Origin of the sequence: Peribacillus sp. NPDC097284 (genome assembly GCF_044761765.1) — a bacterium.
In the GTDB taxonomy this organism is placed as follows: Bacteria; Bacillota; Bacilli; order Bacillales; family DSM-1321; genus Peribacillus.
Map to the genome: position 1 here is coordinate 21,456 of NZ_JBIWCZ010000019.1, position 23,459 is coordinate 44,914.

A 23,459-nucleotide genomic window follows, 5' to 3' on the forward strand; every position below is an offset into this window, starting at 1 on the left:
AAAGGGTAAAACATATAATAAGCCCAAGCATCCTACAGATTTTTATATGCATCATGAGGTTTTTTTGATAACCTACATATAAAGAGATAACGGATTTTCAAGAAATGTGAGGTGAAAGTTATGAAGTTGATTGAAGAATTGTACAACATGTACCGTAATAAATTGACTGGTGATGAAGAAGACATTGATATGCTAACCTTTGCTGTCCTGGAACAATTGGACCGCAAGGAAATTTTCGAATTGCTTCAAGAGATGGATGACCAAGAACTAACCGATCTTATGGGCCTTTACATTATTGAAACGTTAAAAGGAAAATTCGCACAAAATAGTTTAAATGATACGAAACCTACTCACTTTTCACCAAGGAATATACATTAATTACATACCATATTAGGCGTCCCGCATCTTGGGACGCCTTTCTTTTTGTTGTCTGTTAAAAGGGTTACCCTTATTTATTGCCGAAGTTCGCTAAAAATTGTCATACAACGGCTTGTACTTCCTCTAATTTTTCCGGTTTTAATAGGCTAATCATCTTAGGGATAAACTCTTGATTTAGGGGAAACTAGATAGAATATTACCTCATTTTAAAAAAGCATTAGAAAGGAAAAATCCAGAATGAGCGGGGATGGTTATGAACACGGAAAAAAACACGGCATTACTTATAATTGATCTTCAGATAGGATCATTTTTGAAGGAAAAACTGATATATAAAGGAGATGAATTATTAAACAATATTCAATTTCTCATTTCAAAAGCCCGTATTGAGCAGATCCCCATTTTTTTCACGAAACACAATGGTAAAGCGGGAACCCTTAATCAGAAAGGAAATCGTGGATGGGAAGTTCATCCGTCGATCCCTCTTTTTAAAGAGGACGTTATCATTGAAAAAGATTTTCCTGATTCCTTCCAACATACGGATCTTCAGCAACAATTAGTAAACAAAAAAATCAGTCGAATTATTATAACAGGGATTCAATCGGAAGTTTGTGTAGATGCTACTTGTCGTCGTGCATATAGCCTAGGTTATGAAGTGATTCTTGCAGAGGATGGTCATAGCACATACGACTCTAACATTTTAAACGCTTCTCAAATTATCAATCACCATAACGATATACATGCTCAATGGTTTGCAAATGTACAAAAAACGAAAGATATTTTCTTGTAGGTATTTCACAGTCAGCAATTTGAGTAAAGAAAATGTGAATAAAAGCTTTACAAAAAAAATCAGTTCATTTAATACTTTGTCTAAGCTTGGATATTAGGTTTTTGTATGCCTTCCTTTTTTATTTCTGAAGGAAGGCATACAAAAACAAGAGTTCTTATAAAAAAAACGTTATACCTGTACATTGCTCAGGTCTTCGGTAAGGACCATTATGTGAACATATTGGTCCTTTTTTGATGTTATTTCGATTCTTTTTTTTAGATATACATAGCAGAGAACAACTAAAGCTGGAACTATACTAGGAAGGAAACGGACGACAAAGTGAAGAGGCATAAATGTTGTTACATCAACGTTTATGCCTCTTCACTTTTTTCAATTCGGGCTCCCCCCTTTTTGGACAGCCCCTTTTTTTGATAATCTTCATTATTGAAACAAATAGAGCTGAAAAAGTGTTATATAACGATTAAAATGTCTATTTAGATAATTTGCTATCATTTTGATTGTAGATTCTCTCTTAAAAAAATTCGATCATTTCGATTCAACATATCTTCATCGTCATTAACACTCTAGACTCACTTGTCGTATAACCATTTTTCGTGAAAAACATCTCCGGTTTTCCTTCGCCTCTCTCAGTCGATAAATAGGCCGAATCAACTTTTTTCTCTGCTAAGATTTCCGTCAAATAGTTTAACAAGTTTGTGCCAATAGCTGTTTGTTGAATGCTACCACACACACAAATCTCGTTTATATAGTAGCTCTTGTTATCAGCCCATTGCCCTTCATTTCCAACTAAAAATCCAATTAATTGTTCCTCGGAATTATAATAACCGATTCCTATGTATCCAGGAGTCCTGCTTATGTCCAACAAGCGTTTGTAAGAAGTCTTCACACTCCAAGGTTCATTCCAAAGATTGGAACTAAAAACGCTGGTGAACAGTTTTGCTGCTTCCTCTAAATCCGTATCTGTTAATAACCGAATATTGCGTTCCATCGAAGACCCTCCTAATTTCCTCAGTCTACCTACTTCAACTTATCGTCTTCTAGATTCCAGGCTCCTTTCAATTTCTTCATACCCGCTTGTATGTCTTCTTCTGATACCCCTGCGAACCCTATTAAGACGGTGGTGGTCGGAGGTTGCTTTGTATAAAACAGTGAAGCGGGATAAATTTTCACGCCATGCACTTTTGCTCTCTCAATGAGCTCTACTTCATTAAACCGTGAGTCCACATCAAGCAGGATATGTAGTCCTGAGTCTCCTCCCCGAATCTTCACATGTCTTCCTAATTCGTTTTGGATGGTCTCTAATACCATCTCTCTCTTTTTTTGATACAGCTTTCTCATTCTGTTGATGTGTTTTTGCCATTCGCCCCTTTTGATAAATTCAGCAAGCGTAAACTGAATGTGACAGGATACCGTTTGTTTATACAAGGAAGTGATTTCGGTACCTTTTTCTAATAGAGGTGCAGGAAGAACCATATAGCTGATGCGCAACGAGGGGAGAAGGGATTTAGAGAAAGTGCCCATATAAATGACCCGGTTATGCTGGTCAATCCCTTGCAAAGAAGGAATCGGCTGTCCGCTGTATCTATACTCCCCCTCATAATCGTCCTCAATGATATAAGATTGATTATCCGCTGCCCATTTAAGGAGCTGCCTTCTTCTGTTGATCGTCATGGTGGTGCCGAGTGGAAATTGATGAGAAGGCGTTACATACACAAGAGATGGATTTTTATTTCGGATTCCCTGCATATCGATTCCCTCTTCATCCACTGGCATAGGGAGAATCTTCATAGAATTGATTTCAAAGATCCTCCTCGCTCTCGGAAAGCCCGGATCCTCATACCCTATGGAAATATCCCGCCCAAAGACTTGGCATAAGATCTGCAACAGTATAGGATTACCCGCCCCTAAAATGACCTGTTCAGGTTGACAATGAACACCGCGTGAATGATATAAGTGTTCGGCAATAAGCTCTCTCAACACAGGTTCCCCCAATATATTCCCTGGCCGATAAAGCTGTTGACCATATTGATCTAAGCTACTGACCATACTTCTTCGCCAAGAAGAAAAAGGAAAGTGAGTTGAATCCACATGGCCATAATGAAAATCAATCCATTGTTCATTCTCCTTTACTTTGGGCTTAATGGAAGAGTCGTTTGCCATATGTACAAAATCGGCTTCCCTATAATCCACATACCAGCCGCTTCTCGGCTTGCTCACAATGTACCCTTCAGCCGCAAGCTGATCATAGGTACGCTCGACTGTCGTGTGGCTGATTGAAAGCTGAGACGCGAGCACCCTTTTGGAAGGAAGTTTCATCCCGTTTTGAAGATGCCCTTCCTGCATCTCTTTCTTGAAAAGCTGATAGAGCTGTTGATAAAGGGGCGTATCGTGGTTTCGATTTAAAAAAAATGTGATATCCACTTCGATGATCCCTCCTAACTGGCATGCTTTTATTTAAAGAAACTGGCTGTTTATTAAGAACCATTTTCTGTTTATATTCATTGTAATCCATAAAAAGGAATAAGACGCAGATAAAAAAGGATGTTGGAGAAATATGATTGGGAGTGATTGTAATGAAGAAAACATCAAATGGTTGGGTGAACGGTTTTATTGGCGTACTGATTTTTAGCGGCTCACTGCCTGCGACTCGCTTAGCTGTAGCGGATTTCGATCCAGTGTTCCTTACCTTATGCCGCGCGGCGATAGCAGGTGTATTGGCAGGTGCCCTTCTTCTTCTCTTCCGGCAGTCACGTCCTGAAAGAACGGATATCGTCCCTCTTATTATCGTAGCGGTTGGTGTCGTGGTCGGTTTCCCACTGCTGACTGCCTTGGCCCTGCAATCTGTCACATCGGCACATGCTATCATCTTCATTGGTCTACTTCCGCTCTCGACGGCTATATTTGGAGTGATTCGGGGTGGGGAACGCCCACGTCCCTCCTTCTGGATATTTTCTGCTGCTGGTAGCTTCCTGGTTGCAGGGTATGCCCTCATCCAAGATGGGGAAGCTTCCCCAATCGGCGACATTTACATGGTGGCCTCGATCATCATATGTGGTCTCGGTTATGCTGAAGGCGCTCGACTCTCACGGAAGCTAGGGGACTGGCAGGTGATCTGTTGGGCTCTCGTTCTATCCCTTCCCCTTATGCTTCCACTTTCCGTCTATCTATCCCCGGATTCGTGGGACGACATTGGTGGACCTTCACTATTGAGCCTTGCTTATGTATCTTTATTCAGCATGCTCATCGGCTTCATCTTCTGGTACCGTGGTCTCGCTCAGGGTGGTATAGCGGCGGTTGGGCAACTGCAGCTCCTTCAACCATTTTTCGGGCTGTTGCTTGCAGCTGTCTTTCTGCATGAGGAGATTGGTCCCACACTCATAGCTGTGAATATAGCTGTGGTGCTTTGTGTGGCAGCGACTCGGCGTGTAGCAAGAACACCACGAATGAAAACCGAGACAGAAGACACGAGAAGTGATTTGACGAAATAGATCTAGAAACAAAAAAAGGCCCTACCGAAGTAGGGCCCATCTCATTCTAAGCTTAGTTTCCTAAATAAGCACGTAGCATCCAAGCATGTTTGTTCAAGCTTTTCTTCATGCTAGTAAGCATATCGGCTGTTACTGGATCTTCCTCTTCAGCGGCTTCGATGATTTCTAGGAATTCCGTAGAAAGTTTTTCGAAATCGGTGATGACGCTTTGTACCATATCTTCTGTATTTTCTTTACCTGTCGCTTCTTCAAGAGTCGTCAATTCTAAATATTCTTTAAGCGTAGCGACCGGTTTTTCTCCGATGGCTAAAAGTCGTTCAGCTAGCTCGTCCATGTCTGTACCGATTTCTGTGTATAATTCTTCTAGTTTTTGGTGAAGTTCAAAGAAGTGGGGTCCATTTACGAACCAGTGGAAATTGTGGATTTTTGTATAAAGGACATTGAAGTTTGCAATTTCTTTGTTTACTAATTTACCTAATTTTTTTTGAGTCATAATATCTACCTCCGTTAGTTGGTTATACCTATATAGTTCCCTCTCCACAAAAATTGAAACCTTTATCGCTTCAATTCTTATGCTAAAATGAATATATAATTTGTCCCAAAGGAGCTGTCAATATGTTTACGGTTTTAGTGATATCCATCATAGTCATCTTGATTGTACTAGGGCTATCCGTCCTGACGATCGGTAAAGGCTATAGCTACAAGCATACTGTCGATCCAATTGACCCGCTGCCAAAAAACGAAGAAGAGGAAAAAGACCAAGATAAATAAAAAAATCCTGTCTTGGAAAAGACAGGATTTTTTTAGAGTTTAACCGAATACTTTATGAAGGTCCGCTTTATCTTGTGATAACCAGAAATTCATCAATTTCTTGGCTCCTTCAAGATCATGCAATTTTGCTTGGCCGCATTGCTTTTCATTAGCAGCTGGAATTTCCGTGATTTGTAGTGCATCCTTGAACGTATCTTCCAAAACGTCGATGATTTCCGTCACGGTCGGCTCACCACTCACAACCAGGTAATATCCTGTTTGGCAACCCATTGGCGAAATATCGATGATATCAAAATGATCGTACTGCTCGGAATGCTTACGGATGTTGAACGCGAGCAAATGTTCCAAAGTGTGGATCGTATCCGGCTTCATCGCTTGCTTGTTCGGCTGGCAGAAACGGATATCAAATTTATTAACAACACCATCTGTTCCGACCTTATGGACACCGCAATGTCTTACATAGGGGGCTTTAACAGCATTATGATCTAATTCAAAGCTTTCAACTGAAGGCATTTTATTCACTCCTTAATTGTATGTCTCTTCTATTTTACCTTGAAACACAATATATTTCACCCTTTTAAATTTATGCCAATTGGCTGACCAGGCCTAAAATCCTTTCCCACATCCTTTATTAACCTTCTAGAAAACAAAAGAAATATGGTATAATAAACGATAGTGAATTTATTCGAAAAGAGATGAAAGTGCCTTGCTGAAAAAAATGATCATGGGCATCATACGTTTTTATCAGATCGTGGTTTCTCCATTAAAACCGCCAACTTGCCGTTTTTACCCTACCTGTTCTCATTACGGTTTAGAGGCCGTGAACCGTTTCGGTCCGATCAAAGGAAGCTGGCTAGCCATCATCAGGATTCTTAAATGCCATCCGTTCCATCCAGGTGGTATTGACCTTGTTCCAGAAAAAAAGAAAAAACAGTAATAAGAAGGAACGAGTCAAAAAAACCTTGCTTTTCGGAACGATTTTATGTATTATACTATAGTCAAATCGTAATCATTTCGTTTTCAAAACCATACATTTTAAATCGTAATCAATACGAATTATTTAAAAAGGAGAATTTTTTCATGAAAAGAAAATTATTACTTTCTCTTTCACTCATTGCAGCATTGGCCCTTACAGGTTGCGGCAAGTCTGAAGGAAAGCAGAAGGAAGATAAAGATGTGCTGGATATATACACGACCGTTTATCCTCTGGAATATTTCACGGAAACCATTGGGGGCGAATTTGTGAACGTTGAAACGGTTTATCCTCCGGGTACAGATGAGCATACCTTCGATCCCTCCCAAAAGGATATTGTAGGCATGGCGAACTCAGACCTATTTTTCTATATTGGATATAATTTAGAGGGCTTTGTCACAAAAGCTGAACCGATCTTAAAGGGTGAAGGCGTAACTACGGTCGCTGTAGGTGAAACCGTTTCAGTAGATGAACATAATGAGGAACACGATCATGGAGAAACCGATGACGATGGCCATGATCATGGCAGCGTCAACCCACATCTATGGCTAGACCCCATCTATTCCATTCAGATGGCCGAAACCGTGAAAGACGAGTTAACGAAGCAGATGCCGGAACAGGAAAGCTACTTCACATTGCGTTTTAACGAGCTTTCAGATAAATTGAAGGCACTCGACAAGCAGTTCGCGAAAACAATCAAGGCCGGCCGTACGAATAAGGTAATTGTTTCCCATTCTGCTTATGGGTATTGGGAAGAACGCTACGGCCTAGAACAAATCGGGGTAACCGGACTTACATCGTCAAATGAACCGTCCCAAAAACAGCTGGCTAGCATCGTCTCCATGGCTAAAGATGAAGACCTTCATTACGTCATCTTCGAACAGAATATCAGTTCCAAGCTGACCGAAATCATCCAGAAGGAAATGGGAGCGGAAGCACTCGAGTTCCACAATCTTTCCGTTCTGACAGATAAGGACATCGAAGCCGGTGAGGATTACTTCAGCCTCATGGAAAATAACATCAAGACCCTACAAACGGCATTACACTAAACACATCAGGAGGCGAACCCACATGGTTCGCCTCTTTTCCATTTTTAATCCAGTGTAAATGCACTTCCTTTGTTCAAAGCTATAGATGTACCATTAAAGGAGGAGGAATTCATATGGCTCAGGATGTAAAATGTGCTGTTGACAGCTGTACGTTTTGGAAGCACGGCAATCGTTGTTCCGCTGATATGATTAAAATCGAGCACTATTCCGAAGAACGTGCTCACACAAGCCATCAAACTGGATGCCGCACCTTCAAACCCGCTGAGGATTTGTAAGCATAAGAAACCGGACTCAAAGATTGGATTTGAGTCCGGATTTTTTCACTCGATATATTTCTCGCGTATTCTTTCCATCTTCTCCATCAAGTCTTTTCCGATGACTGGTTCGAATTCAGGATAGATGCTTGTCATTTCTTTCATCCACAGCTTTCTCTCTTTATCGGATAAGGTATAGACTTCAATCGTGGATTTCTCTTTAATGGCTTGTAGCTGGGTTTGGTTCATTTCCTTCGCCTTGTCCCAAAGCCAAGATGTTGTATCATCCATCGCCCGCGTGATTTGCTGTTGGATATCCGGAGGAAGGTCTTCCCAAAAGGATTGATTCATCATGACGACATACCCTAAATAGCCATGGTTACTTATGGTTAAATATTTCTGCACGTCATATAGCTTCTTGGAATAGATATTGGAGATCGTATTTTCCTGGCTATCCGTCTTCTTGATTTCCAGACTTTTGAATGTGTCATTAAACTCCAACTTCGAGGTTGACGCGCCAAAGTGTTCGAATTGACTCTCCAGCACAGGACTAGGCATGATCCGGAAGTTTTTCCCGGACAAGTCTTCAGGACGGCGGATGGGCTCATTGCTTGTCATTTGTTTAAAGTTATTGGACCAAAAGGCAAGACCCTCGATATTTACCTCAGCTAAATGATTCAGAAGTTCTTCTCCCACTTCCCCATTCAGCGCTTCTTTGAGGGCAGCATCCGTGGGAAAGATATAAGGAAGGTCCAAAAGCATCCATTTTTCCGATATGTTCGTAATTTTAGAAGTGGTCGGTGCAATCATCTGCACCTTATTTTCTTGTAATGCCTCTATTTCTTCGCGATCACTATACAACGATTGATTCGGATACACCTCAATTTTGACACGATGATCGGTATATTCGTCCACAAGGGCCGCAAACCTGCTTGCAGCCAAACCCTTGGGTGTATTCTCAGCCACCACATGACTGAACTTAATCACGATTTGATCCTCCATTCCAACCTGTTCCTCATCTATGGGCAAATCGAACCCAAAGCTTGTAAAGAACGATTGAAAGGCGATATAAACCGCAACAAATACCCCTATTCCGATCAACACCAGGTATCCCCCGTAAGCACGCATAGTGACATCTCCTTAACGAACGCTTCACATTATACGTTCATTCTATCACAGCTTTTTCACCGTTGTTTGACAACCTAGGAAATTGGGCGAAAATAACCGAAGATTCTGGTAGTATTAAGGAGAGATCTAATGGAGGAAAACAAATGGATAAATCCTTTCATATGCCGATTCAATTAAAGATCACCCTGCTATCCTTTATAATCGTGGCCTTTTCCATCCTCATTGGTGGAATTATCATTTTTGGGAATATCGTCTCCATCAGGGAAGAGGAAACCGGTACCCGTTCGATGATCACGGCCCATACGATTGCGGAACTTCCCGAAGTACAAAAGATGGTCCTGGAACCGGAAGGCTGGACCGAACTGAATCCCATCATTGAAAATTTAAGAAAGATTCATCAGGCCGATTATATCGTTGTCCTGAATGATCAGCATATACGGTACTCCCATCCGGTTTATAGCCAACTGGGGACCTTATCGAAAAGCAATGACGAGCGGGCCGCTTTTGCAGAACATGAATATATCTCGAAAGCCGTAGGGAAACTTGGCGTTTCCGTTCGTGCCTTCGTTCCCATCCTAAATGAAGAAAACAAACAGATAGGTGTCGTCCTTGTCGGGAACATCCTGCCGACGATCCCGGAAGTCATCACTGACTTAAAGACGGAAATCCTGATTCTTCTCTTTTTGACGCTTCTGTTTGGTGTATGCGGCTCATGGCTCCTGGCCAGGCGCATTAAAAAGGAAACCTTCCAGCTTGAGCCCCACCAGATTTCCCAGATGCTCGTTGAAAGGACGGCCGCCTTCAATGCCATGCATGAAGGGGTCATCGCCATTGACACTAATCAGATCATTACGATATTCAATGAAAAGGCCAAACAGATGCTGAACATAAGCGGTTCCGTGATCGGCAAAAAAATCACGGATGTGGTGGATGATACCCGCCTCCCAGAAGTTTTGGAACGGACAACTCCCATCGTCAATCAGGAAATTTCCGTCCAACAAAAAAACATCCTGAGCAACCGGGTACCGATCAAGATAGACGATAAGACCGTCGGCGCCGTGGCCATTTTCCAAGACCGGACGGATGTGACGAAGCTTGCCGAGGAACTGACAAGCGTAAAGGCATTCGTGGAAGCTCTGCGTGTACAAAATCATGAACATATGAACAAGCTACATACGATCGCCGGATTGATACAACTAGGAAATTTAGACGATGCTCTACAGTATATTTTTCAGATCACCGAGGAACAGGAGGAATTGACCAGGTTCTTAACGAAGCACATACACGATGATAATTTAGTGGGGCTGCTTTTGAGTAAGGTTTCCATAGGCAGGGAGCTTGGCATCGAGCTTACCATGGATAAGCATACGAAGCTGGACCGCTTTCCACCTGACTTGGATTATCATGATTTTGTCTTGATCGTCGGAAATCTGATTGAGAATTCTTTTGCGGCACTCAAATATTCGACCGAAGAATCCAAGCAGGTCTATCTGTCCATCTATCAAGATGAACGGCATTGTCAAATCGTGCTGGAAGACAATGGACCGGGCATTCCCGAACCTATACATAAGGATATTTTCGAGTATGGTTTCACGACAAAAGGTTCCGAGGGATCGGGAATAGGACTTTATCTAATCAATCAAATTGTAAAAAAGGCGCATGGCGAAATGAGTTTTACGACGCGGCCTAACGAAGGGACCAGCTTTTTTCTTTCCTTTCCCATGCAGGACATAGAGGAGATCAAATGACCAATCAAATATGTGTACTTTTAATTGAAGATGACCCTATGGTCCAGGAGGTAAATAAACAATTTATCGAGCGCCTTTCCGCCTTTACCGTGGTGGATACGGCTAATAATGGACTGGAAGGTCTTGAAAAAATCAAGAAGCTAAAACCGGATCTTGTCATTTTGGACATCTTCATGCCGAACTTGAATGGCGTGGATACGCTTTATCAAATAAGGAAAGATCAACTTGATGTCGACGTCATCATCATCTCGGCGGCCAATGATCAGAAAACCATCCGGAAAATGATTCAGAATGGAGCCTTTGATTATTTAATCAAACCCTTTAAATTCGAAAGGCTGCAACACACACTTGAGCAATATTATGCCTTTCGCATGGAAGTGGAGCCAGATCATTCTATCTCTCAAACCCAACTGGATCGCCTTCTCTTCCAAAACCAATCGTCTCCTAAGCAGACATTGAAAAAAGATGTCCCCAAAGGGTTGAACGGATCCACTCTGGAACAGGTCACGAAATTCATCAAAACCCAACCTGGCTCTCTATCCGCAGAGGACGTCGCCGATGGAATCGGCATTGCGCGGGTGACGGCCCGACGCTATCTCGAGTACTTACATGATGAAGAAATCCTTCAACTTGATGTCCAGTATGGCAATATTGGCCGCCCTGTCAATCGATACCGCCTTAACAAGGAATAGCCCATATGAAAAGGGACCGATTCATACCATGAAGACGGTTCCTTTCATGCTTCCTTCGTCCGGTCATACATTCCCCATTTTCTTTTCAAAAGAAACAACTCGCACTCCGCTAATGCAGTGATTTCCTTAATGACAAAATCCGGCATCCCCCTTCTTAACAAAACCTCTGCAATAAGGTACGGCTTTTTCATATTCTTCCCCCCTCCCTTTCTCTAAAATGTTTTCGCTTTCTTACATTATACAAAATAATCCATAAAAGGAAAAATAGACAAAGACCCATTTTTGAGTTATTTTAATAAGGACTAATCATTCAATCGATAAATGAGGAGGAAGGTAAAACCAGTTACGATTGTAATAGAGGCGCCGAATCGGAAACCGATCCAGTTCTCTCCTTTATCCATAGCAAAAAAAGCTGCACCATGACAGCTTCCTCCACTCTTCTATCATTTCCCAAATGCATCGTGGTTTACATTACTTATACACGATCCTATAGCTTGTCAGTTCATCCAACCTCTTCTCACGGATGCCAAAACCGATTCCCGGTTTGTCCGGAACCTTAATGACGCCATTTTTCACGATGACTTCCGGTTCGATGATGTCATGCTCCCAATAACGTGACGAGGAAGAAATATCTCCCGGAATCGTGAATCCCTTTAACGTGGCCAGTGCAAGGTTATGGGCACGTGATATGCCGAACTCGATCATGCCACCACACCAAAGGGGAATATCCTGCTCCACACAAAGATCATGGATTTTGACCGCTTGGGACCAACCTCCGACCTTCGCCATTTTGATCGTGATCACTCCGCAGCTCTTTAGCATCAGCGCACTTTTCGCATCATGGTAGGAATTGATGCTTTCATCAAGGCAGATCGGTGTCCTCAGCTGCTTTTGCAAAATGGCATGTTCGACGATATCATCATGCCCAAGAGGCTGCTCGATCATCATAAGCTGAAAGTCATCCAGCTTTTGCAGGTGAGGGACATCCGAAAGCGAGTAGGCCGAATTCGCATCCACCATCAAGGGGATATCTGGATAGGCCCTCCGGATTTGCGTCAGGTATTCCGTATCATTTGCTGGATTGATCTTGATTTTATAGCGTCGATAGCCGACCGCCAAGCCTTCCTCTATTTGCCGGAGTGCATCCTCTATGTGATCGGAGGCAACGACGACCCCAGCATCCACTTCGGTTCGTTCCCCCCCGAATAGCTTTCCGAGATAGATGCCCTCTTGCTTGGCATACAAATCCCAGATTGCCTGTTCCAAGGCCGACTTTGCCATGGCATTCCTTCTGATACCGCTCCAAAGGCCCGCAAGCTGATTGGGATGCGTCAAATCGAATGCCAACGTCTTAGGAATCAGGAAGTCCTCCAACATATGAAAACAGGTTTTCACCGTTTCCTCGGTGTACCATGGACTCGAAAATGGCACTGCCTCCCCGTATCCAATACCCCCATCTTGATCTCGTGCTTCGACAACGATGACTTCCCGTTCCGTCACGGTTTCCAGATGGGTCGTGAATGGCCGCTTTAAAGGGGCCTTCACGAGCCTTAAAGTGATGGATGTCAACTTCATTTCTGGTCCCCCCATCGCTTCTTCAGTTCCCTGCGCAAGAGCTTACTTGCACCATTGCGTGGCAGTTCTTCAAGAAATAATACGTTGCGGGGAATTTTATAAGCAGCTAGCCCCTCTCGGCAATGGGCCAACAGCTCAGCTTCGCTAACTTCCATGCCTTTATGCCTGACAACGAAAGCAAGCGGCACCCGCCCCCATGTTTCATGATCGATACCGGTGACACCCGCCTCGAAAACGGCTGGGTGCGTACTTAGGACATTCTCAATCTCGGCTGGATAGACATTCTCCCCTCCAGAAATGATTAAGTCCGAACGCCGGTCAAGCACGTATAAAAACCCTTCTTCATCAAGGTAACCCAGATCCCCCGTGTAAAGCCAGCCCCCTGAAATCGCTTGCTCTGTCGCATCCAAACGATTGAGATAGCCTTTCGTTACATTCGGACCCGATACGACAATCTCACCCGGTACACCCGGTCCGCATATCTTGCCGTCCTTCTCTATCCTTAGTTGGGAAGGGAACAAGGCCTTACCGGCAGACCCAACCTTTGTCATCGCATTTTCCGGGGCAAGTGTCACGATTTGCGAAGCTGTTTCCGTCATGCCGTAGGTCTGATAAACGGGTATTCCTTTTTCCCTGCAGGCTTCGAGCATATGTACAGGTGCAGGGCCTCCGCCTAGCAGTGCACAGCGGAATGTTTCCGGATAACGCGCAGCACCAAGGTCATGCAGCATTCTATTCAACATCGCCGTCACAACCGATATCATCGTCACACCATTATTCAAGATGGCCCGGTTTGCCTCATGTTCATCGAATTTCTCGACCAACACGACTTTCATTCCATAGATTACACTTTTCATCAGAATCGATAACCCGCTTATATGAAAAATTGGAACGGCACAATACCAGCTGTCCTCTTCCCTCAAGCCAAGGTTCAATACGGAGCCGACCGCGCTCCACCAGTGATTGCCGAACGATTGGATGACGCCTTTTGGATGGCCCGTCGTACCCGATGTATACATGATCGTCGCAGTATCTTCCAGATAGAAGTCATCGCGTACATCAGCGGTTCCTTGGGCAGGCAACTCTTCTTTTAAAAGAACCTCTACATCCGGAAGCAACGATTGGATCCCGGAAAGCTTTTCGATAAACCCTTCTTCCGAAATCAGCCTCATTGACTCGCTGTCCTTGATTTGCCAAGATAATTCCCTGACCGTCAGCTTATTATTGAGCACCACGATTTTCGCGCCCAAATAAAAGAGTGCATGAATCATGACGACGCTATCAATATGATTCCGAAGTAAAACCGCGCATGGTTCACCAGCCTTTATCCCACTAGCTGCCAATTTCCCCGCCATATTTTCCGTCAACCTATGTAATTCAAGAAACGTATACGTGCTCCCTTCAAACTCGATCGCCGGACGGTCAGGTGATAAATGAGCACGGTTTTTCAGCCAATTCGGCAATTTCTCTTCAGTCATCCAAGAGCCCTCTCCTTTTCCTTTGTATATAGAAAACAGCTCGACGAATAATTCCGCCAAGCTGCCCCCTAATCTAACCACTCATTCTCTTACTTTTTTCATTAAGGGAAACGAGGGAATTGTCCGAAGTCTGGATCACGTTTTTCTTTGAACGCGTCGCGGCCTTCTTTTGCTTCATCTGTTGTGTAGTATAAAAGAGTTGCGTCTCCAGCAAGTTGTTGAAGTCCAGCAAGTCCATCTGTATCGGCGTTCATCGCTGCTTTTAAGAAACGAAGCGCTGTTGGGCTCTTCTCAAGCATTTCCTCACACCATTTAACTGTTTCGGCTTCTAATTGATCTAGAGGCACAACTGTGTTGACTAAGCCCATATCCAATGCTTCTTGTGCATTGTATTGACGGCATAGGTACCAGATTTCACGCGCTTTCTTATGTCCAACGATACGAGCTAGGTAACCTGAACCGTAACCGGCATCGAAGCTTCCCACGTTCGGACCAGTTTGACCGAAGACCGCATTGTCAGCAGCGATTGTTAAGTCACAAACGACATTCAATACATTACCGCCGCCAATTGCCCAACCTGCAACCATCGCTACGACCGGTTTTGGAATCACACGGATTAAGCGTTGTAAATCAAGTACGTTCAGGCGTGGGATATTATCTTCCCCAACATATCCGCCATTCCCGCGTACCTTTTGGTCTCCACCTGAACAGAAGGCTTTTCCGCCTACACCTGTCAAAATGATAACACCGATGCTTGCATCATCACGTGCTCTAGCAAAAGCATCAATCATTTCTGCAGTCGTCTTTGGCGTGAATGCATTATGTACATGCGGACGGTTAATCGATACTTTTGCAATGCCATTATACTTCTCGTATAAAATTTCGTCATATTCACGAATAGTTTCCCATTGAATTGTCATCGTATTTCCTCCTTAATTTCGCTTTAAAAACCCATTTATTATTTTACCAAACTTTTGCCCATCTTCCACATGAATTGCATGCCCGACGTCATTAATTTTTTTCCATTCGACATTTTTCAATCGACTTTGCATCATTTCAGCGATATGGCAGAATTTTTCATCCAATTCACCTGTCACAAGCAACACGGGAAAATCCAGGGTCTCAAGATTTTCCCAATAGGATGGTTGGTTTCCTGTCCCCATGCCGAGCAAGCTGTTCGACAGACCGATCGGTGTATTTGCGAGCCGTTGCTGTCGAATGGCAGTTTGTATATCTGTGGACAACCTTTTTTGGGTTTCAAACAACGGGATGTTTTCCCACTGTTCGACAAACGCTTCCATGCCATGTTCAAGGATTCGCTTGGCAAGCTTCGCATCGTTGCCCCTGCGGTGTTCTCGCTCCTCTTCTGTCCTTAGACCCGGAGAGGAACTTTCCAGCATCAATGTATGAACATACTCTGGATACAAGCAAGAGAACGCCAATGCTAATCTGCCACCCATCGAGTAACCAAGGATATGGGCTTTTCGCAGCTTCAATTTCTCTAGAATAAGCTTCAAATCCTTTGCTACTTGCTCCATCCCATACCGCTGGAAATCATCAGGCGCCATCGTTTCCCCATGGCCGATGATATCAACCATGATCAAAGAATAGCGGTCCTGCAACATGGGAACAAGAAAGTCCCATGTATCCCGGTTCCCGGTGAACCCATGTAGACATACTATAGGTTCACCATTTCCCGCTATTTCAACAGCATATGTGACATCTCCACTGACAATTTTCATGAAATTTCCCCATCAAGCACCCGTTTTATTTCCTGGGAAACAAAACTCCACAAATTTCGATGGGTTTGCATATTGGATTCCCGCTCTGTAGGCACTTCAATGATTTTCAATCCAGGTATTTCAAAGGAATCCGTGAACACTTGTTTTAATTCATCCCAATTCCGCACCTTGTTATATTTCCCTCCATAAAGCAAAGCAGCATGGGAGAAATCAAGTCCGTGCGGCGTTCCGAATAACGTTTCGAAATGTTCCTTTTCTTTCGCCTGTGGAAGGAAGGAGAAGATCCCTCCGCCATCATTGTTGATCAACAGGACCGTGATGTTCTGCTTTTGCAGTTTGGCTGCAAGCAATCCGTTCATATCATGGAAAAAGCTTAAATCACCTATGGCCAGCACCGTATTTTCGGTAACCGTGCTCACCCCGATTGCCGTGGAAACGACACCATCAATTCCGTTTGCCCCACGGTTCGCCATCGTCTTGATGCTTTTCTCGTTGTTTAAAAAGAACGTATCCAAATCCCGGATAGGCATACTGTTCCCGACAAATATGGTCGAACCTACCGGCATCATGTCCTGGAGTAAGGAAAAGAGCTTTCCTTCACTCAACTCCGATTCATCCTGGATGGAAGATAAGGCATTCTTCGTCGCTCCATTGATGGATTGCCACAAACCAAGCCAGTCTCTGTCTGTTGCTTCAGGTAATTTTTCACCGATGCGATGACAAAAGTCGACTTCATCACAATAGATCATGCTCGTGGCCAATCCAGCCGGTTCACGCCATCCTGCACCACCATCGATGACCAATGTCAAAGCCTGCTTTTGTTTTTTCAAGAATAAAAGCAGGGGCTTCGAAACTGGCATCGAGCCGAATCGAAGCACGACATCCGGTTGGAATGCAGCCTTGGCAGCTTCATCACGCAAAAATGTATCATAAGCCTCGATGATGGCGTCTTTGTCATGTGTGCCGCTCCGTAACTGAGAAAGCGGGTCAGCCAGTATCGGGAACCCAAGCTTGTCTGCTAATGTGATGATGGCATCCTTCATCTCTGGGTTCCTAAGTTCCCCACACACGATGATGCCTTGTTTTGCTTTTGACAAAGTAGAGGTCAATCCGTCTAATTGTGCGGCCGTTAGTGAGCGTATCCCACTATCGATCATCACAGTCGGCGTTTCTTTACTTTGCCTATATTCCTTGGCTTGTTTTAAATCTGGAATGAGTGGCTCACGTAAAGGGAAGTTCAAGTGGACAGGTCCTGAAGGTTCCATGGATGCCGTCGCTACCGCTCTTGCCCCAATGGTCCTCGCATACCGGATCATTTCATCACTGCTCTCCGGAAGCGCCATCTCGACAAACCACTTCACTTGCTTTCCATATAAATTGATTTGGTCGATGGCCTGTGGAGCTCCGACATCTCGCAGTTCATGGGGGCGATCAGCTGTCAGGACAACTAGGGGCACCCTTGAATAGAAAGCCTCAATGACGGCAGGATGAAAGTTCGCCGCAGCCGTTCCGGACGTACAAAGAAGTCCGACTGGTTCTTTTAATGCCTTAGCCAATCCAAGAGCAAAAAAAGACGCCGAACGCTCATCGACATTAATATGTACCTGAATATCAGGATGTTCCACCATCAATAAAGCAAGAGGTGTAGAACGTGAACCAGGGCTCACGACCACATGCTTCATTCGATTTTGTGCCAGCTCATCGACAAATGAAGCAGCATAGGCTGTCAATGCATCTCGGTCATTCATTCATTTTTCCTCCTAAAGCACTTAACATCGGGTTGAATTTAATCCCCGTTTCCTGGAATTCACTTTCCGGTGTTGAATCTTCTACCACGCCACATCCTGCAAAAAGCGATGCCTCATTGTCCTGTAATAGTGCGGAACGGATTCCAACCGCGAATTCACCGTTCCCCTTCGAATCCACCCAGCCGAGTGGTCCCGCATAAAAGCCTCGTTCCAGACCTTCTATTTCCCGAATGCGTGTGACAGCTTTCTCTTTTGGAAGCCCACCCAATGCCGGCGTTGGATGGAGGTTCTCGACACACTCGAAAATAGTCGTATCCGCTTTACACGTTCCTTTCACCGGTGTAAACAAATGCTGTATATGACGGTTCTTCATCAACTTCGGTCCTGATGGAATGATGACCTCATCACATACGGCTTCAAAAGCGTTGGTAATCATCGAAACGACGTACTTGTGCTCTTGTAGATTCTTTTGATCCAAAAGAAGTTCATTACCTAGACGAGTATCCTCTTCTTCGCTTTTCCCCCGGCCCATTGATCCGGCAAGACAAGTTGAAAAGACTTCATTTCCCTGCTTTTTGATTAATCGCTCAGGAGTGGCCCCGACAAAACAGTCACCGCCTGCCTCTAAACAGAAAATATAGCTCATCGGCTGCTCGGCAAGCAGTTGCTCTAGAACCTGTTTCGAATCGATGGAGCGTTCAAACACAAGGCGCAATTCCCTTGCCAGAACGATCTTATCAAGATCCGTCGTCTTAATTTCCTCAACGGCCCGCGCAACGGTCTTCTTCCATGCCTCAGGTTCGACTTCCTTCTGCTCAACAAAGACATTGGCCGGTATTTCGCCATCATCCAAGTTTTCGGTAAGGAATGCTTCCCTTTCGTTTATCATATCTATGAAGAGTTTTTCTGAATCATCCGGCGAACAAAGTAGGTTTGTCGTTAAGTAGGCCTCCCCCTCCACTATCGATAGCATGAAGGCAGGTATATAGAACAGATTGTCCCCAAATTGATTCCATAGGAACGAACTGTTGGTTTCATAATCAAAAGAAAAGCCCCCAAATAGCAAAGGGCCGGTCGCATCCACATCGGTCACTCCTGTTGTAACAGCAGTATTCTGCAGCTTGATCCAGCTCATTTCAACTTCTCTATAACGGTCGGCATTTGGTGCCGCCTGGATTTTCTTAACGTTGCCTAAACCAGTAATGGTTATATCTTTTGCGGGATCCTGCCAAAAGAAGCGTTCACCCTTATACCGTTCTCTTCCAGCTTGATAAAATGAAAGGGGGTTGTTGCACTCTATTTTCTTAATATGACTGAATAGAACTTGTTCATTCAAGTTCTTCGCCTTTTGTATGGCCATAGCCAGTCCCTGAAACCGTTCAGTTTCTTTCGAGATAGCCAAAAATATCCCCCCAAATCGTACATTTTAAAAGCTTTTTAACCTATTTAAAGATACACCTCCGTTTAACCTCATGTCAATAAAACCACCCTCGAACCGACAAATCATGCCAGCTTTTTTCCTTATTATATGATTCTTAGATAATGATGTAGCATCTCCTTCAATTTGGAAGTCCCGGCTCATCAAATCCCTTTGACACGCTCGAACACTTTTCCTACATTTTATAGGATATCCTTTTGTGAACAAATTCAATCTTTGTTATAATTTTAAGGTACTGATCATGATTTTGAGGAGAGAAATAATGCACACAGAATACGACGAGCTTCCCCTTAAACGAACCTGGAAAATCTGGTGGGAGTTAATTCGTCCACATACACTTACCGCAGCTTTTGTTCCCGTCCTGCTTGGAACCGTCATTGCCTTGTTAGAGGATGGCGTAAATTGGCTATTATTTGCGGCCATGATGATTGCAAGCATCCTTATTCAGGCTGCAACGAACTTATTTAATGAATACTATGATTTCAAAAGGGGCCTTGATACCGAAGAATCAGTCGGCATCGGTGGCGGTATCGTCCGTCATGGCATGACCCCGAAACTGATCATGACCTTGGCCCTTAGCATGTATGGAATCTCTCTTTTACTAGGAATCTATATTTGCGCCGCTTCATCTTGGTGGATTGCCGCTATCGGCCTTGTTTGCATGCTGGTCGGCTACCTTTATACCGGAGGTCCGCTACCGATATCATACACACCATTTGGGGAACTTTTTTCCGGTCTATTCATGGGCTTCTTGATCATCTTGATCGCCTACTTCATCCAGACCGGTACAGTTTCTTCCTTAGCCATCCTGATTGCCGTACCAAGCGGTGTTCTTGTCGGGTTGATCAATCTATCGAATAACCTTCGGGACCATGACGGCGATAAGGCCCATGGCCGCAAAACGATGCCTGTCGTTATGGGAAGGAAAAATGCACTAACTTTCATGTCCGTCATGTTTGCATTCTGTTATGTGTGGGTTGTCGGACTGATTCTCTTGGGAGATGTAACACCTTGGATCCTGCTTTCTTTCCTAAGCATTCCGAAGGCCCTGACTGCCATCAAAGGCTTTGCAGGTAAAACGGAAGCCATCACAATGGTGCCAGCGATGAAAGCAACGGCACAAACGAATACGTTCTTCGGTTTACTGATGTTCATCGGTTTACTCATCCATTATTTCATTCAATAAACGCAAAGCTTTAAACCCCGTGCATGGTGCATGGGGTTTTTTCGTTGTTTCCCACCCCGCTGATTCGGGTACTTACTAATAACTACACAAAAAACAACGATGAAACCATAATCGTACTTATAAAAGGAGAGGAAACCAATGGCGACTGAAAAACAAATCCTGAAATTAAAAGAAGAACTGTTAAGTGAAAAAGAACAGCTTCAACAAAGAATCAAGAATGATGAGACTGTAACCAAACAGTCACAAACCGACTTTTCCGGCGAAATCTCTTCCTATGATAATCACCCCGCCGACTTAGGCACCGAGCTTTTCGACAAGGAACGATATCAAGCCATCAATGAGCACGCGGAAGAGGAAATCGGAAAAATCGATCTTGCCCTAGAAGCCATAAAAGAAGGAACATACGGTGTTTGTAAGGAGTGCGACAAAGATATCCCATATGAACGGCTTGAAGTGGTTCCTTCCACCTTATATTGTATCGAGCATACACCAGAACAAAAAGTCCATGACGACGTGACCGATGAATATAGGCCAGCCGAGGAAGATATCCTGATCCCTTCTAAGGGAGATAACTTTGAGAACAGGCGCCATTCAGATACAGACGACGAAAATACGGTCAAAGAGGACAGTTTCGGTGAAGTCGCTCAATTCGGAACATCAGACACTCCGGCAGACTATCAGCATAATCGCACAAGCTATAACGAACTTTATGATACAGAAGACGATACCGAGACATTCCCTGAAGACTATGAAGGTTATGCAGCCAATGATATAGAAGGGAAAAATCGTCAAGTCGTATCCAACGAGAACAAAGAAGAATACGAAGACATGCTCGATGACCGGAAGATTGATTCTAAAATGGGCAATATCCCTTACAAGAAGAAAGACAGCTATATAGATGAAAAATAAAAAAGTGCCAGACCTTGTACAGAACTTTGTACGGGGTCAGCACTTTTTTAATGCTATCCTTATAAGGCTTAAAAGAAATCGTTTTCTACTTGATACTCTCTTTACTATCTTCTTGGCCTCCAACGACATTCTCCATATAATTTTTACCCCAATTATACATCGAATCAAGAATCGGCATCAGGCTTTCTCCTTGTTCTGTCAGAGAGTATTCCACTTTGGGAGGTACGATTGGATAGACCTCGCGATGAACAATAAGATCTTCTTCCAGCTCTCGAAGCTGGTTAACCAGCATTCTTTGAGTGATGCCCGGCATAAGTGCCTTCAATTCACCAAAACGCTTGGTCCCCTGCTTGCCTAAGTGCCATAAAATAAGCATCTTCCATTTGCCCCCTATAACAGAAAGGGTCAATTCCTTCTCACAATTGAATGTTTTATTCTCTAGCCTTGTCATCTGAATTACCTCCATATTTATAATCCTAAATCCCATAGTATACTTTTTAACACTATGTATAATAAAAGTGCGTACTAACAAAAATATTATACTTAGTATATGATACATTGTATAGCCAAGATGATTTTCTTGCTGTGCATTGAATGAACGTGAGAGGTACATACTTACTGTGCAACATACTAAAACATACTAGTGGGAGTGAAGGATAAATGGAATTACAATTGGCATTGGACTTAGTAAACATTCAAGAAGGAATTGAATTGGTTAAACAGGTGGAAGAATATATAGATATCGTAGAAATCGGTACACCGGTAGTTATTAATGAAGGGCTTCGGGCTGTTAAAGAAATGAAAGAAGCTTTCCCTTCTTTAAAAGTATTAGCTGACCTTAAAATTATGGATGCAGCCGGTTACGAAGTGATGAAGGCATCTGAAGCTGGCGCTGACATCATCACGATTCTTGGTGCAGCTGAAGACATGTCCATCAAAGGGGCTGTTGAAGAAGCTAAAAAACAAGGCAAAAAAATCCTTGTTGATATGATCGCTGTGAAAGATCTTGAAACACGTGCGAAAGAATTGGATGCATTTGGCGTCGACTATATCTGTGTGCACACTGGCTACGATCTTCAAGCTGTTGGAAAAAACTCTTTTGAGGACCTTCAAACCATTAAACGCGTTGTAAAGAATGCAAAAACGGCTATTGCAGGCGGCATAAAATTAGATACACTTCCGGAAGTCATTAAAGTACAACCTGACCTTATCATTGTTGGCGGAGGCATCACTGGACAAGCCGATATTAAAGGGACAGCTGCCCAAATACAAGAATTAATTAAACAAGGCTAATATTTAACATGCAGACTTCACAATATATGGCTAAAATCATACAAGAGCTAAGTCGTTCAGTAGACTTAATAGCTGACGAAGAAGCTGAACAACTGGTTAATGGGATTCTTGAAGCAAAGAAAGTTTTTGTAGCAGGTGCAGGAAGATCCGGGCTGATGGGTAAATCCTTTGCCATGCGAATGATGCATATGGGGATAGATGCATATGTATTAGGTGAAACCGTCACCCCTACCTTCGAAAAAGATGACCTTTTAATCCTTGGAACCGGTTCGGGAGAAACAAAAAGTTTGATTTCCATAGCAGAGAAAGCAACGAACATCGGTGGAACCATTGCGACCGTAACAATTTCCCCCGAATCGACCATTGGAAAATTGGCGGATTTCTCAATAAAGCTACCTGGTTCACCTAAAGACCAGTCGGAAGGTGATTACCAAACAATCCAACCGATGGGCTCTCTATTTGAGCAGACTCTCTTACTTTTCTTCGATAGCGTCATTTTAAGGATAATGGATAAAAAGGGATTGGATACGAATAAAATGTATGGCCGACACGCAAATCTCGAGTAAAAAGTGAAATATAAAAAGACCTCAAGAAATTCTTCTGAATTTACTTGCGGTCTTTTTTTTGTAAAAGGATTACAGGCTCCTATATATTCTATAAATTAAGATACCGTCCAGTGACGGAAGACATATTATATGCCCATCCTAATAAAAGATCTCTTCCTTTATAAAGTGTACCCTGTGTAAAGGACATTTTAAAAAAGCCTAAGCAATTTTTAAAAGATGATCTCTGTATTGAACAGGGGTCATCTTTTTTAGGTTC

The 23,459-nt window shown here is 43.4% G+C and carries 26 protein-coding genes; 13 read left to right on the plus strand and 13 right to left on the minus strand.

Annotated features, from left to right (window positions below; genetic code table 11):
• Positions 1 to 120: 120 nt before the first annotated feature.
• Both ACIQXU_RS19700 and ACIQXU_RS19705 read left to right on the plus strand, forming a co-directional pair.
• Complete coding sequence (locus ACIQXU_RS19700; RefSeq protein WP_402875161.1) at positions 121 to 378, plus strand: DUF6154 family protein; 258 nt, start codon at positions 121 to 123, stop codon at positions 376 to 378.
• Between the two features lie 253 nt (positions 379 to 631).
• On the plus strand, positions 632 to 1,165 hold the full coding sequence (locus ACIQXU_RS19705; RefSeq protein WP_402991826.1) for an isochorismatase family protein: 534 nt from the start codon (positions 632 to 634) through the stop codon (positions 1,163 to 1,165).
• 535 nt (positions 1,166 to 1,700) lie between these two features.
• On the opposite strand, the gene ACIQXU_RS19710 is transcribed toward ACIQXU_RS19705, so the two are convergent.
• Together ACIQXU_RS19710 and pdxR are read right to left on the minus strand one after the other, a co-directional pair.
• Positions 1,701 to 2,153, minus strand: a complete 453-nt coding sequence (locus ACIQXU_RS19710; RefSeq protein WP_402957014.1) for a GNAT family N-acetyltransferase — start codon at positions 2,151 to 2,153, stop codon at positions 1,701 to 1,703.
• 29 nt (positions 2,154 to 2,182) lie between these two features.
• On the minus strand, positions 2,183 to 3,586 hold the full coding sequence (pdxR, locus tag ACIQXU_RS19715; protein ID WP_402991829.1) for a MocR-like pyridoxine biosynthesis transcription factor PdxR: 1,404 nt from the start codon (positions 3,584 to 3,586) through the stop codon (positions 2,183 to 2,185).
• Positions 3,587 to 3,738: 152 nt separating this feature from the next.
• On the opposite strand from pdxR, the gene ACIQXU_RS19720 reads away from it, so the two are divergent.
• Positions 3,739 to 4,653, plus strand: a complete 915-nt coding sequence (locus tag ACIQXU_RS19720) for a DMT family transporter (RefSeq protein ID WP_402991832.1) — start codon at positions 3,739 to 3,741, stop codon at positions 4,651 to 4,653.
• A 52-nt stretch (positions 4,654 to 4,705) separates the two neighbouring features.
• On the opposite strand, the gene ACIQXU_RS19725 is transcribed toward ACIQXU_RS19720, so the two are convergent.
• Entirely contained in the window at positions 4,706 to 5,146 is a 441-nt protein-coding gene (locus tag ACIQXU_RS19725; protein WP_402875179.1) for a Dps family protein, read from the minus strand.
• A gap of 122 nt (positions 5,147 to 5,268) precedes the next feature.
• Between ACIQXU_RS19725 and ytzI the strand changes: the two genes are divergently transcribed.
• Complete coding sequence (gene ytzI, locus ACIQXU_RS19730) at positions 5,269 to 5,424, plus strand: YtzI protein (protein WP_402875181.1); 156 nt, start codon at positions 5,269 to 5,271, stop codon at positions 5,422 to 5,424.
• A gap of 39 nt (positions 5,425 to 5,463) precedes the next feature.
• Here the strand turns inward: ytzI and ACIQXU_RS19735 are convergent, their stop codons facing one another.
• Positions 5,464 to 5,937, minus strand: coding sequence for an S-ribosylhomocysteine lyase (locus ACIQXU_RS19735; protein WP_402957008.1), 474 nt, complete (start codon positions 5,935 to 5,937; stop codon positions 5,464 to 5,466).
• Positions 5,938 to 6,142: 205 nt separating this feature from the next.
• On the opposite strand from ACIQXU_RS19735, the gene yidD reads away from it, so the two are divergent.
• From yidD to ACIQXU_RS19750, 3 genes are all read left to right on the plus strand, one after another.
• Complete coding sequence (gene yidD, locus ACIQXU_RS19740) at positions 6,143 to 6,361, plus strand: membrane protein insertion efficiency factor YidD (RefSeq protein ID WP_402875252.1); 219 nt, start codon at positions 6,143 to 6,145, stop codon at positions 6,359 to 6,361.
• A gap of 143 nt (positions 6,362 to 6,504) precedes the next feature.
• The gene (locus tag ACIQXU_RS19745; protein ID WP_402991835.1) at positions 6,505 to 7,446 is read left to right on the plus strand and encodes a metal ABC transporter solute-binding protein, Zn/Mn family; all 942 of its coding nucleotides are present in this window, start codon (positions 6,505 to 6,507) and stop codon (positions 7,444 to 7,446) included.
• A gap of 113 nt (positions 7,447 to 7,559) precedes the next feature.
• Positions 7,560 to 7,721: a DUF1540 domain-containing protein gene (locus ACIQXU_RS19750; protein WP_402875188.1), complete on the plus strand. Its 162-nt coding sequence runs from the start codon at positions 7,560 to 7,562 to the stop codon at positions 7,719 to 7,721.
• Positions 7,722 to 7,766: 45 nt separating this feature from the next.
• Here the strand turns inward: ACIQXU_RS19750 and ACIQXU_RS19755 are convergent, their stop codons facing one another.
• A complete protein-coding gene (locus tag ACIQXU_RS19755) occupies positions 7,767 to 8,828 on the minus strand; it encodes a DctP family TRAP transporter solute-binding subunit (RefSeq protein ID WP_402991838.1) in 1,062 nt (353 codons plus the stop codon).
• 143 nt (positions 8,829 to 8,971) lie between these two features.
• Here ACIQXU_RS19755 and ACIQXU_RS19760 point away from each other — a divergent pair, with 143 nt between their 5' ends.
• Both ACIQXU_RS19760 and ACIQXU_RS19765 read left to right on the plus strand, forming a co-directional pair.
• Entirely contained in the window at positions 8,972 to 10,576 is a 1,605-nt protein-coding gene (locus tag ACIQXU_RS19760) for an ATP-binding protein (RefSeq protein WP_402991841.1), read from the plus strand.
• Positions 10,573 to 11,268 (plus strand): response regulator, encoded by a 696-nt coding sequence (locus tag ACIQXU_RS19765; protein WP_402875198.1) that lies wholly within the window; start codon positions 10,573 to 10,575, stop codon positions 11,266 to 11,268. The genes ACIQXU_RS19760 and ACIQXU_RS19765 overlap by 4 nt, the downstream gene beginning before the upstream one ends.
• Positions 11,269 to 11,312: 44 nt before the next feature.
• Here ACIQXU_RS19765 and ACIQXU_RS19770 read toward each other — a convergent pair whose 3' ends face one another.
• The 7 genes from ACIQXU_RS19770 to ACIQXU_RS19800 form a co-directional block, all read right to left on the minus strand.
• Positions 11,313 to 11,459 carry a hypothetical protein gene (locus ACIQXU_RS19770; RefSeq protein WP_402991844.1) on the minus strand — a complete coding sequence of 49 codons (147 nt, stop codon included), beginning with the start codon at positions 11,457 to 11,459 and terminating at the stop codon, positions 11,313 to 11,315.
• Between the two features lie 280 nt (positions 11,460 to 11,739).
• Entirely contained in the window at positions 11,740 to 12,843 is a 1,104-nt protein-coding gene (menC, locus tag ACIQXU_RS19775) for an o-succinylbenzoate synthase (protein WP_402991847.1), read from the minus strand.
• Positions 12,840 to 14,321: an o-succinylbenzoate--CoA ligase gene (locus ACIQXU_RS19780; RefSeq protein WP_402991871.1), complete on the minus strand. Its 1,482-nt coding sequence runs from the start codon at positions 14,319 to 14,321 to the stop codon at positions 12,840 to 12,842. The genes menC and ACIQXU_RS19780 overlap by 4 nt, the downstream gene beginning before the upstream one ends.
• A gap of 101 nt (positions 14,322 to 14,422) precedes the next feature.
• Positions 14,423 to 15,241 carry a 1,4-dihydroxy-2-naphthoyl-CoA synthase gene (gene menB / locus ACIQXU_RS19785; protein ID WP_402991850.1) on the minus strand — a complete coding sequence of 273 codons (819 nt, stop codon included), beginning with the start codon at positions 15,239 to 15,241 and terminating at the stop codon, positions 14,423 to 14,425.
• Between the two features lie 12 nt (positions 15,242 to 15,253).
• Complete coding sequence (gene menH, locus ACIQXU_RS19790) at positions 15,254 to 16,063, minus strand: 2-succinyl-6-hydroxy-2,4-cyclohexadiene-1-carboxylate synthase (RefSeq protein WP_402991853.1); 810 nt, start codon at positions 16,061 to 16,063, stop codon at positions 15,254 to 15,256.
• The gene (gene menD / locus ACIQXU_RS19795) at positions 16,060 to 17,811 is read right to left on the minus strand and encodes a 2-succinyl-5-enolpyruvyl-6-hydroxy-3-cyclohexene-1-carboxylic-acid synthase (protein WP_402991856.1); all 1,752 of its coding nucleotides are present in this window, start codon (positions 17,809 to 17,811) and stop codon (positions 16,060 to 16,062) included. The genes menH and menD overlap by 4 nt, the downstream gene beginning before the upstream one ends.
• On the minus strand, positions 17,804 to 19,213 hold the full coding sequence (locus ACIQXU_RS19800; protein ID WP_402991859.1) for an isochorismate synthase: 1,410 nt from the start codon (positions 19,211 to 19,213) through the stop codon (positions 17,804 to 17,806). The genes menD and ACIQXU_RS19800 overlap by 8 nt, the downstream gene beginning before the upstream one ends.
• Before the next feature lie 298 nt (positions 19,214 to 19,511).
• Here ACIQXU_RS19800 and ACIQXU_RS19805 point away from each other — a divergent pair, with 298 nt between their 5' ends.
• Positions 19,512 to 20,435, plus strand: coding sequence for a 1,4-dihydroxy-2-naphthoate polyprenyltransferase (locus tag ACIQXU_RS19805; RefSeq protein WP_402991862.1), 924 nt, complete (start codon positions 19,512 to 19,514; stop codon positions 20,433 to 20,435).
• A 138-nt stretch (positions 20,436 to 20,573) separates the two neighbouring features.
• On the plus strand, positions 20,574 to 21,344 hold the full coding sequence (locus tag ACIQXU_RS19810) for a TraR/DksA C4-type zinc finger protein (RefSeq protein WP_402875231.1): 771 nt from the start codon (positions 20,574 to 20,576) through the stop codon (positions 21,342 to 21,344).
• 85 nt (positions 21,345 to 21,429) lie between these two features.
• Here the strand turns inward: ACIQXU_RS19810 and hxlR are convergent, their stop codons facing one another.
• Positions 21,430 to 21,795, minus strand: a complete 366-nt coding sequence (gene hxlR / locus ACIQXU_RS19815; protein WP_402875234.1) for a transcriptional activator HxlR — start codon at positions 21,793 to 21,795, stop codon at positions 21,430 to 21,432.
• 209 nt (positions 21,796 to 22,004) lie between these two features.
• Here hxlR and hxlA point away from each other — a divergent pair, with 209 nt between their 5' ends.
• Positions 22,005 to 22,637 (plus strand): 3-hexulose-6-phosphate synthase, encoded by a 633-nt coding sequence (gene hxlA, locus ACIQXU_RS19820; protein ID WP_402991865.1) that lies wholly within the window; start codon positions 22,005 to 22,007, stop codon positions 22,635 to 22,637.
• A gap of 8 nt (positions 22,638 to 22,645) precedes the next feature.
• Entirely contained in the window at positions 22,646 to 23,203 is a 558-nt protein-coding gene (gene hxlB, locus ACIQXU_RS19825; RefSeq protein ID WP_402991868.1) for a 6-phospho-3-hexuloisomerase, read from the plus strand.
• Positions 23,204 to 23,459: the final 256 nt, after the last annotated feature.

What these genes read in the sequence shown, in the direction of transcription:
- ACIQXU_RS19735 (WP_402957008.1), bottom strand. Translation starts at nt 5,937, where the DNA reads ATGCCTTCAGTTGAAAGCTTTGAATTAGATCATAATGCTGTTAAAGCC.
- menC (WP_402991847.1), bottom strand. Translation starts at nt 12,843, where the DNA reads ATGAAGTTGACATCCATCACTTTAAGGCTCGTGAAGGCCCCTTTAAAG.
- yidD (WP_402875252.1), top strand. Translation starts at nt 6,143, where the DNA reads ATGATCATGGGCATCATACGTTTTTATCAGATCGTGGTTTCTCCATTA.
- ACIQXU_RS19755 (WP_402991838.1), bottom strand. Translation starts at nt 8,828, where the DNA reads ATGCGTGCTTACGGGGGATACCTGGTGTTGATCGGAATAGGGGTATTT.
- ACIQXU_RS19725 (WP_402875179.1), bottom strand. Translation starts at nt 5,146, where the DNA reads ATGACTCAAAAAAAATTAGGTAAATTAGTAAACAAAGAAATTGCAAAC.
- hxlR (WP_402875234.1), bottom strand. Translation starts at nt 21,795, where the DNA reads ATGACAAGGCTAGAGAATAAAACATTCAATTGTGAGAAGGAATTGACC.
- ACIQXU_RS19700 (WP_402875161.1), top strand. Translation starts at nt 121, where the DNA reads ATGAAGTTGATTGAAGAATTGTACAACATGTACCGTAATAAATTGACT.
- menB (WP_402991850.1), bottom strand. Translation starts at nt 15,241, where the DNA reads ATGACAATTCAATGGGAAACTATTCGTGAATATGACGAAATTTTATAC.
- ACIQXU_RS19780 (WP_402991871.1), bottom strand. Translation starts at nt 14,321, where the DNA reads ATGACTGAAGAGAAATTGCCGAATTGGCTGAAAAACCGTGCTCATTTA.
- ACIQXU_RS19765 (WP_402875198.1), top strand. Translation starts at nt 10,573, where the DNA reads ATGACCAATCAAATATGTGTACTTTTAATTGAAGATGACCCTATGGTC.
- menH (WP_402991853.1), bottom strand. Translation starts at nt 16,063, where the DNA reads ATGAAAATTGTCAGTGGAGATGTCACATATGCTGTTGAAATAGCGGGA.
- menD (WP_402991856.1), bottom strand. Translation starts at nt 17,811, where the DNA reads ATGAATGACCGAGATGCATTGACAGCCTATGCTGCTTCATTTGTCGAT.
- ACIQXU_RS19720 (WP_402991832.1), top strand. Translation starts at nt 3,739, where the DNA reads ATGAAGAAAACATCAAATGGTTGGGTGAACGGTTTTATTGGCGTACTG.
- ACIQXU_RS19805 (WP_402991862.1), top strand. Translation starts at nt 19,512, where the DNA reads ATGCACACAGAATACGACGAGCTTCCCCTTAAACGAACCTGGAAAATC.
- ACIQXU_RS19745 (WP_402991835.1), top strand. Translation starts at nt 6,505, where the DNA reads ATGAAAAGAAAATTATTACTTTCTCTTTCACTCATTGCAGCATTGGCC.
- ACIQXU_RS19750 (WP_402875188.1), top strand. Translation starts at nt 7,560, where the DNA reads ATGGCTCAGGATGTAAAATGTGCTGTTGACAGCTGTACGTTTTGGAAG.
- ACIQXU_RS19810 (WP_402875231.1), top strand. Translation starts at nt 20,574, where the DNA reads ATGGCGACTGAAAAACAAATCCTGAAATTAAAAGAAGAACTGTTAAGT.
- hxlB (WP_402991868.1), top strand. Translation starts at nt 22,646, where the DNA reads ATGCAGACTTCACAATATATGGCTAAAATCATACAAGAGCTAAGTCGT.
- hxlA (WP_402991865.1), top strand. Translation starts at nt 22,005, where the DNA reads ATGGAATTACAATTGGCATTGGACTTAGTAAACATTCAAGAAGGAATT.
- ACIQXU_RS19710 (WP_402957014.1), bottom strand. Translation starts at nt 2,153, where the DNA reads ATGGAACGCAATATTCGGTTATTAACAGATACGGATTTAGAGGAAGCA.
- ACIQXU_RS19760 (WP_402991841.1), top strand. Translation starts at nt 8,972, where the DNA reads ATGGATAAATCCTTTCATATGCCGATTCAATTAAAGATCACCCTGCTA.
- ACIQXU_RS19770 (WP_402991844.1), bottom strand. Translation starts at nt 11,459, where the DNA reads ATGAAAAAGCCGTACCTTATTGCAGAGGTTTTGTTAAGAAGGGGGATG.
- ytzI (WP_402875181.1), top strand. Translation starts at nt 5,269, where the DNA reads ATGTTTACGGTTTTAGTGATATCCATCATAGTCATCTTGATTGTACTA.
- ACIQXU_RS19705 (WP_402991826.1), top strand. Translation starts at nt 632, where the DNA reads ATGAACACGGAAAAAAACACGGCATTACTTATAATTGATCTTCAGATA.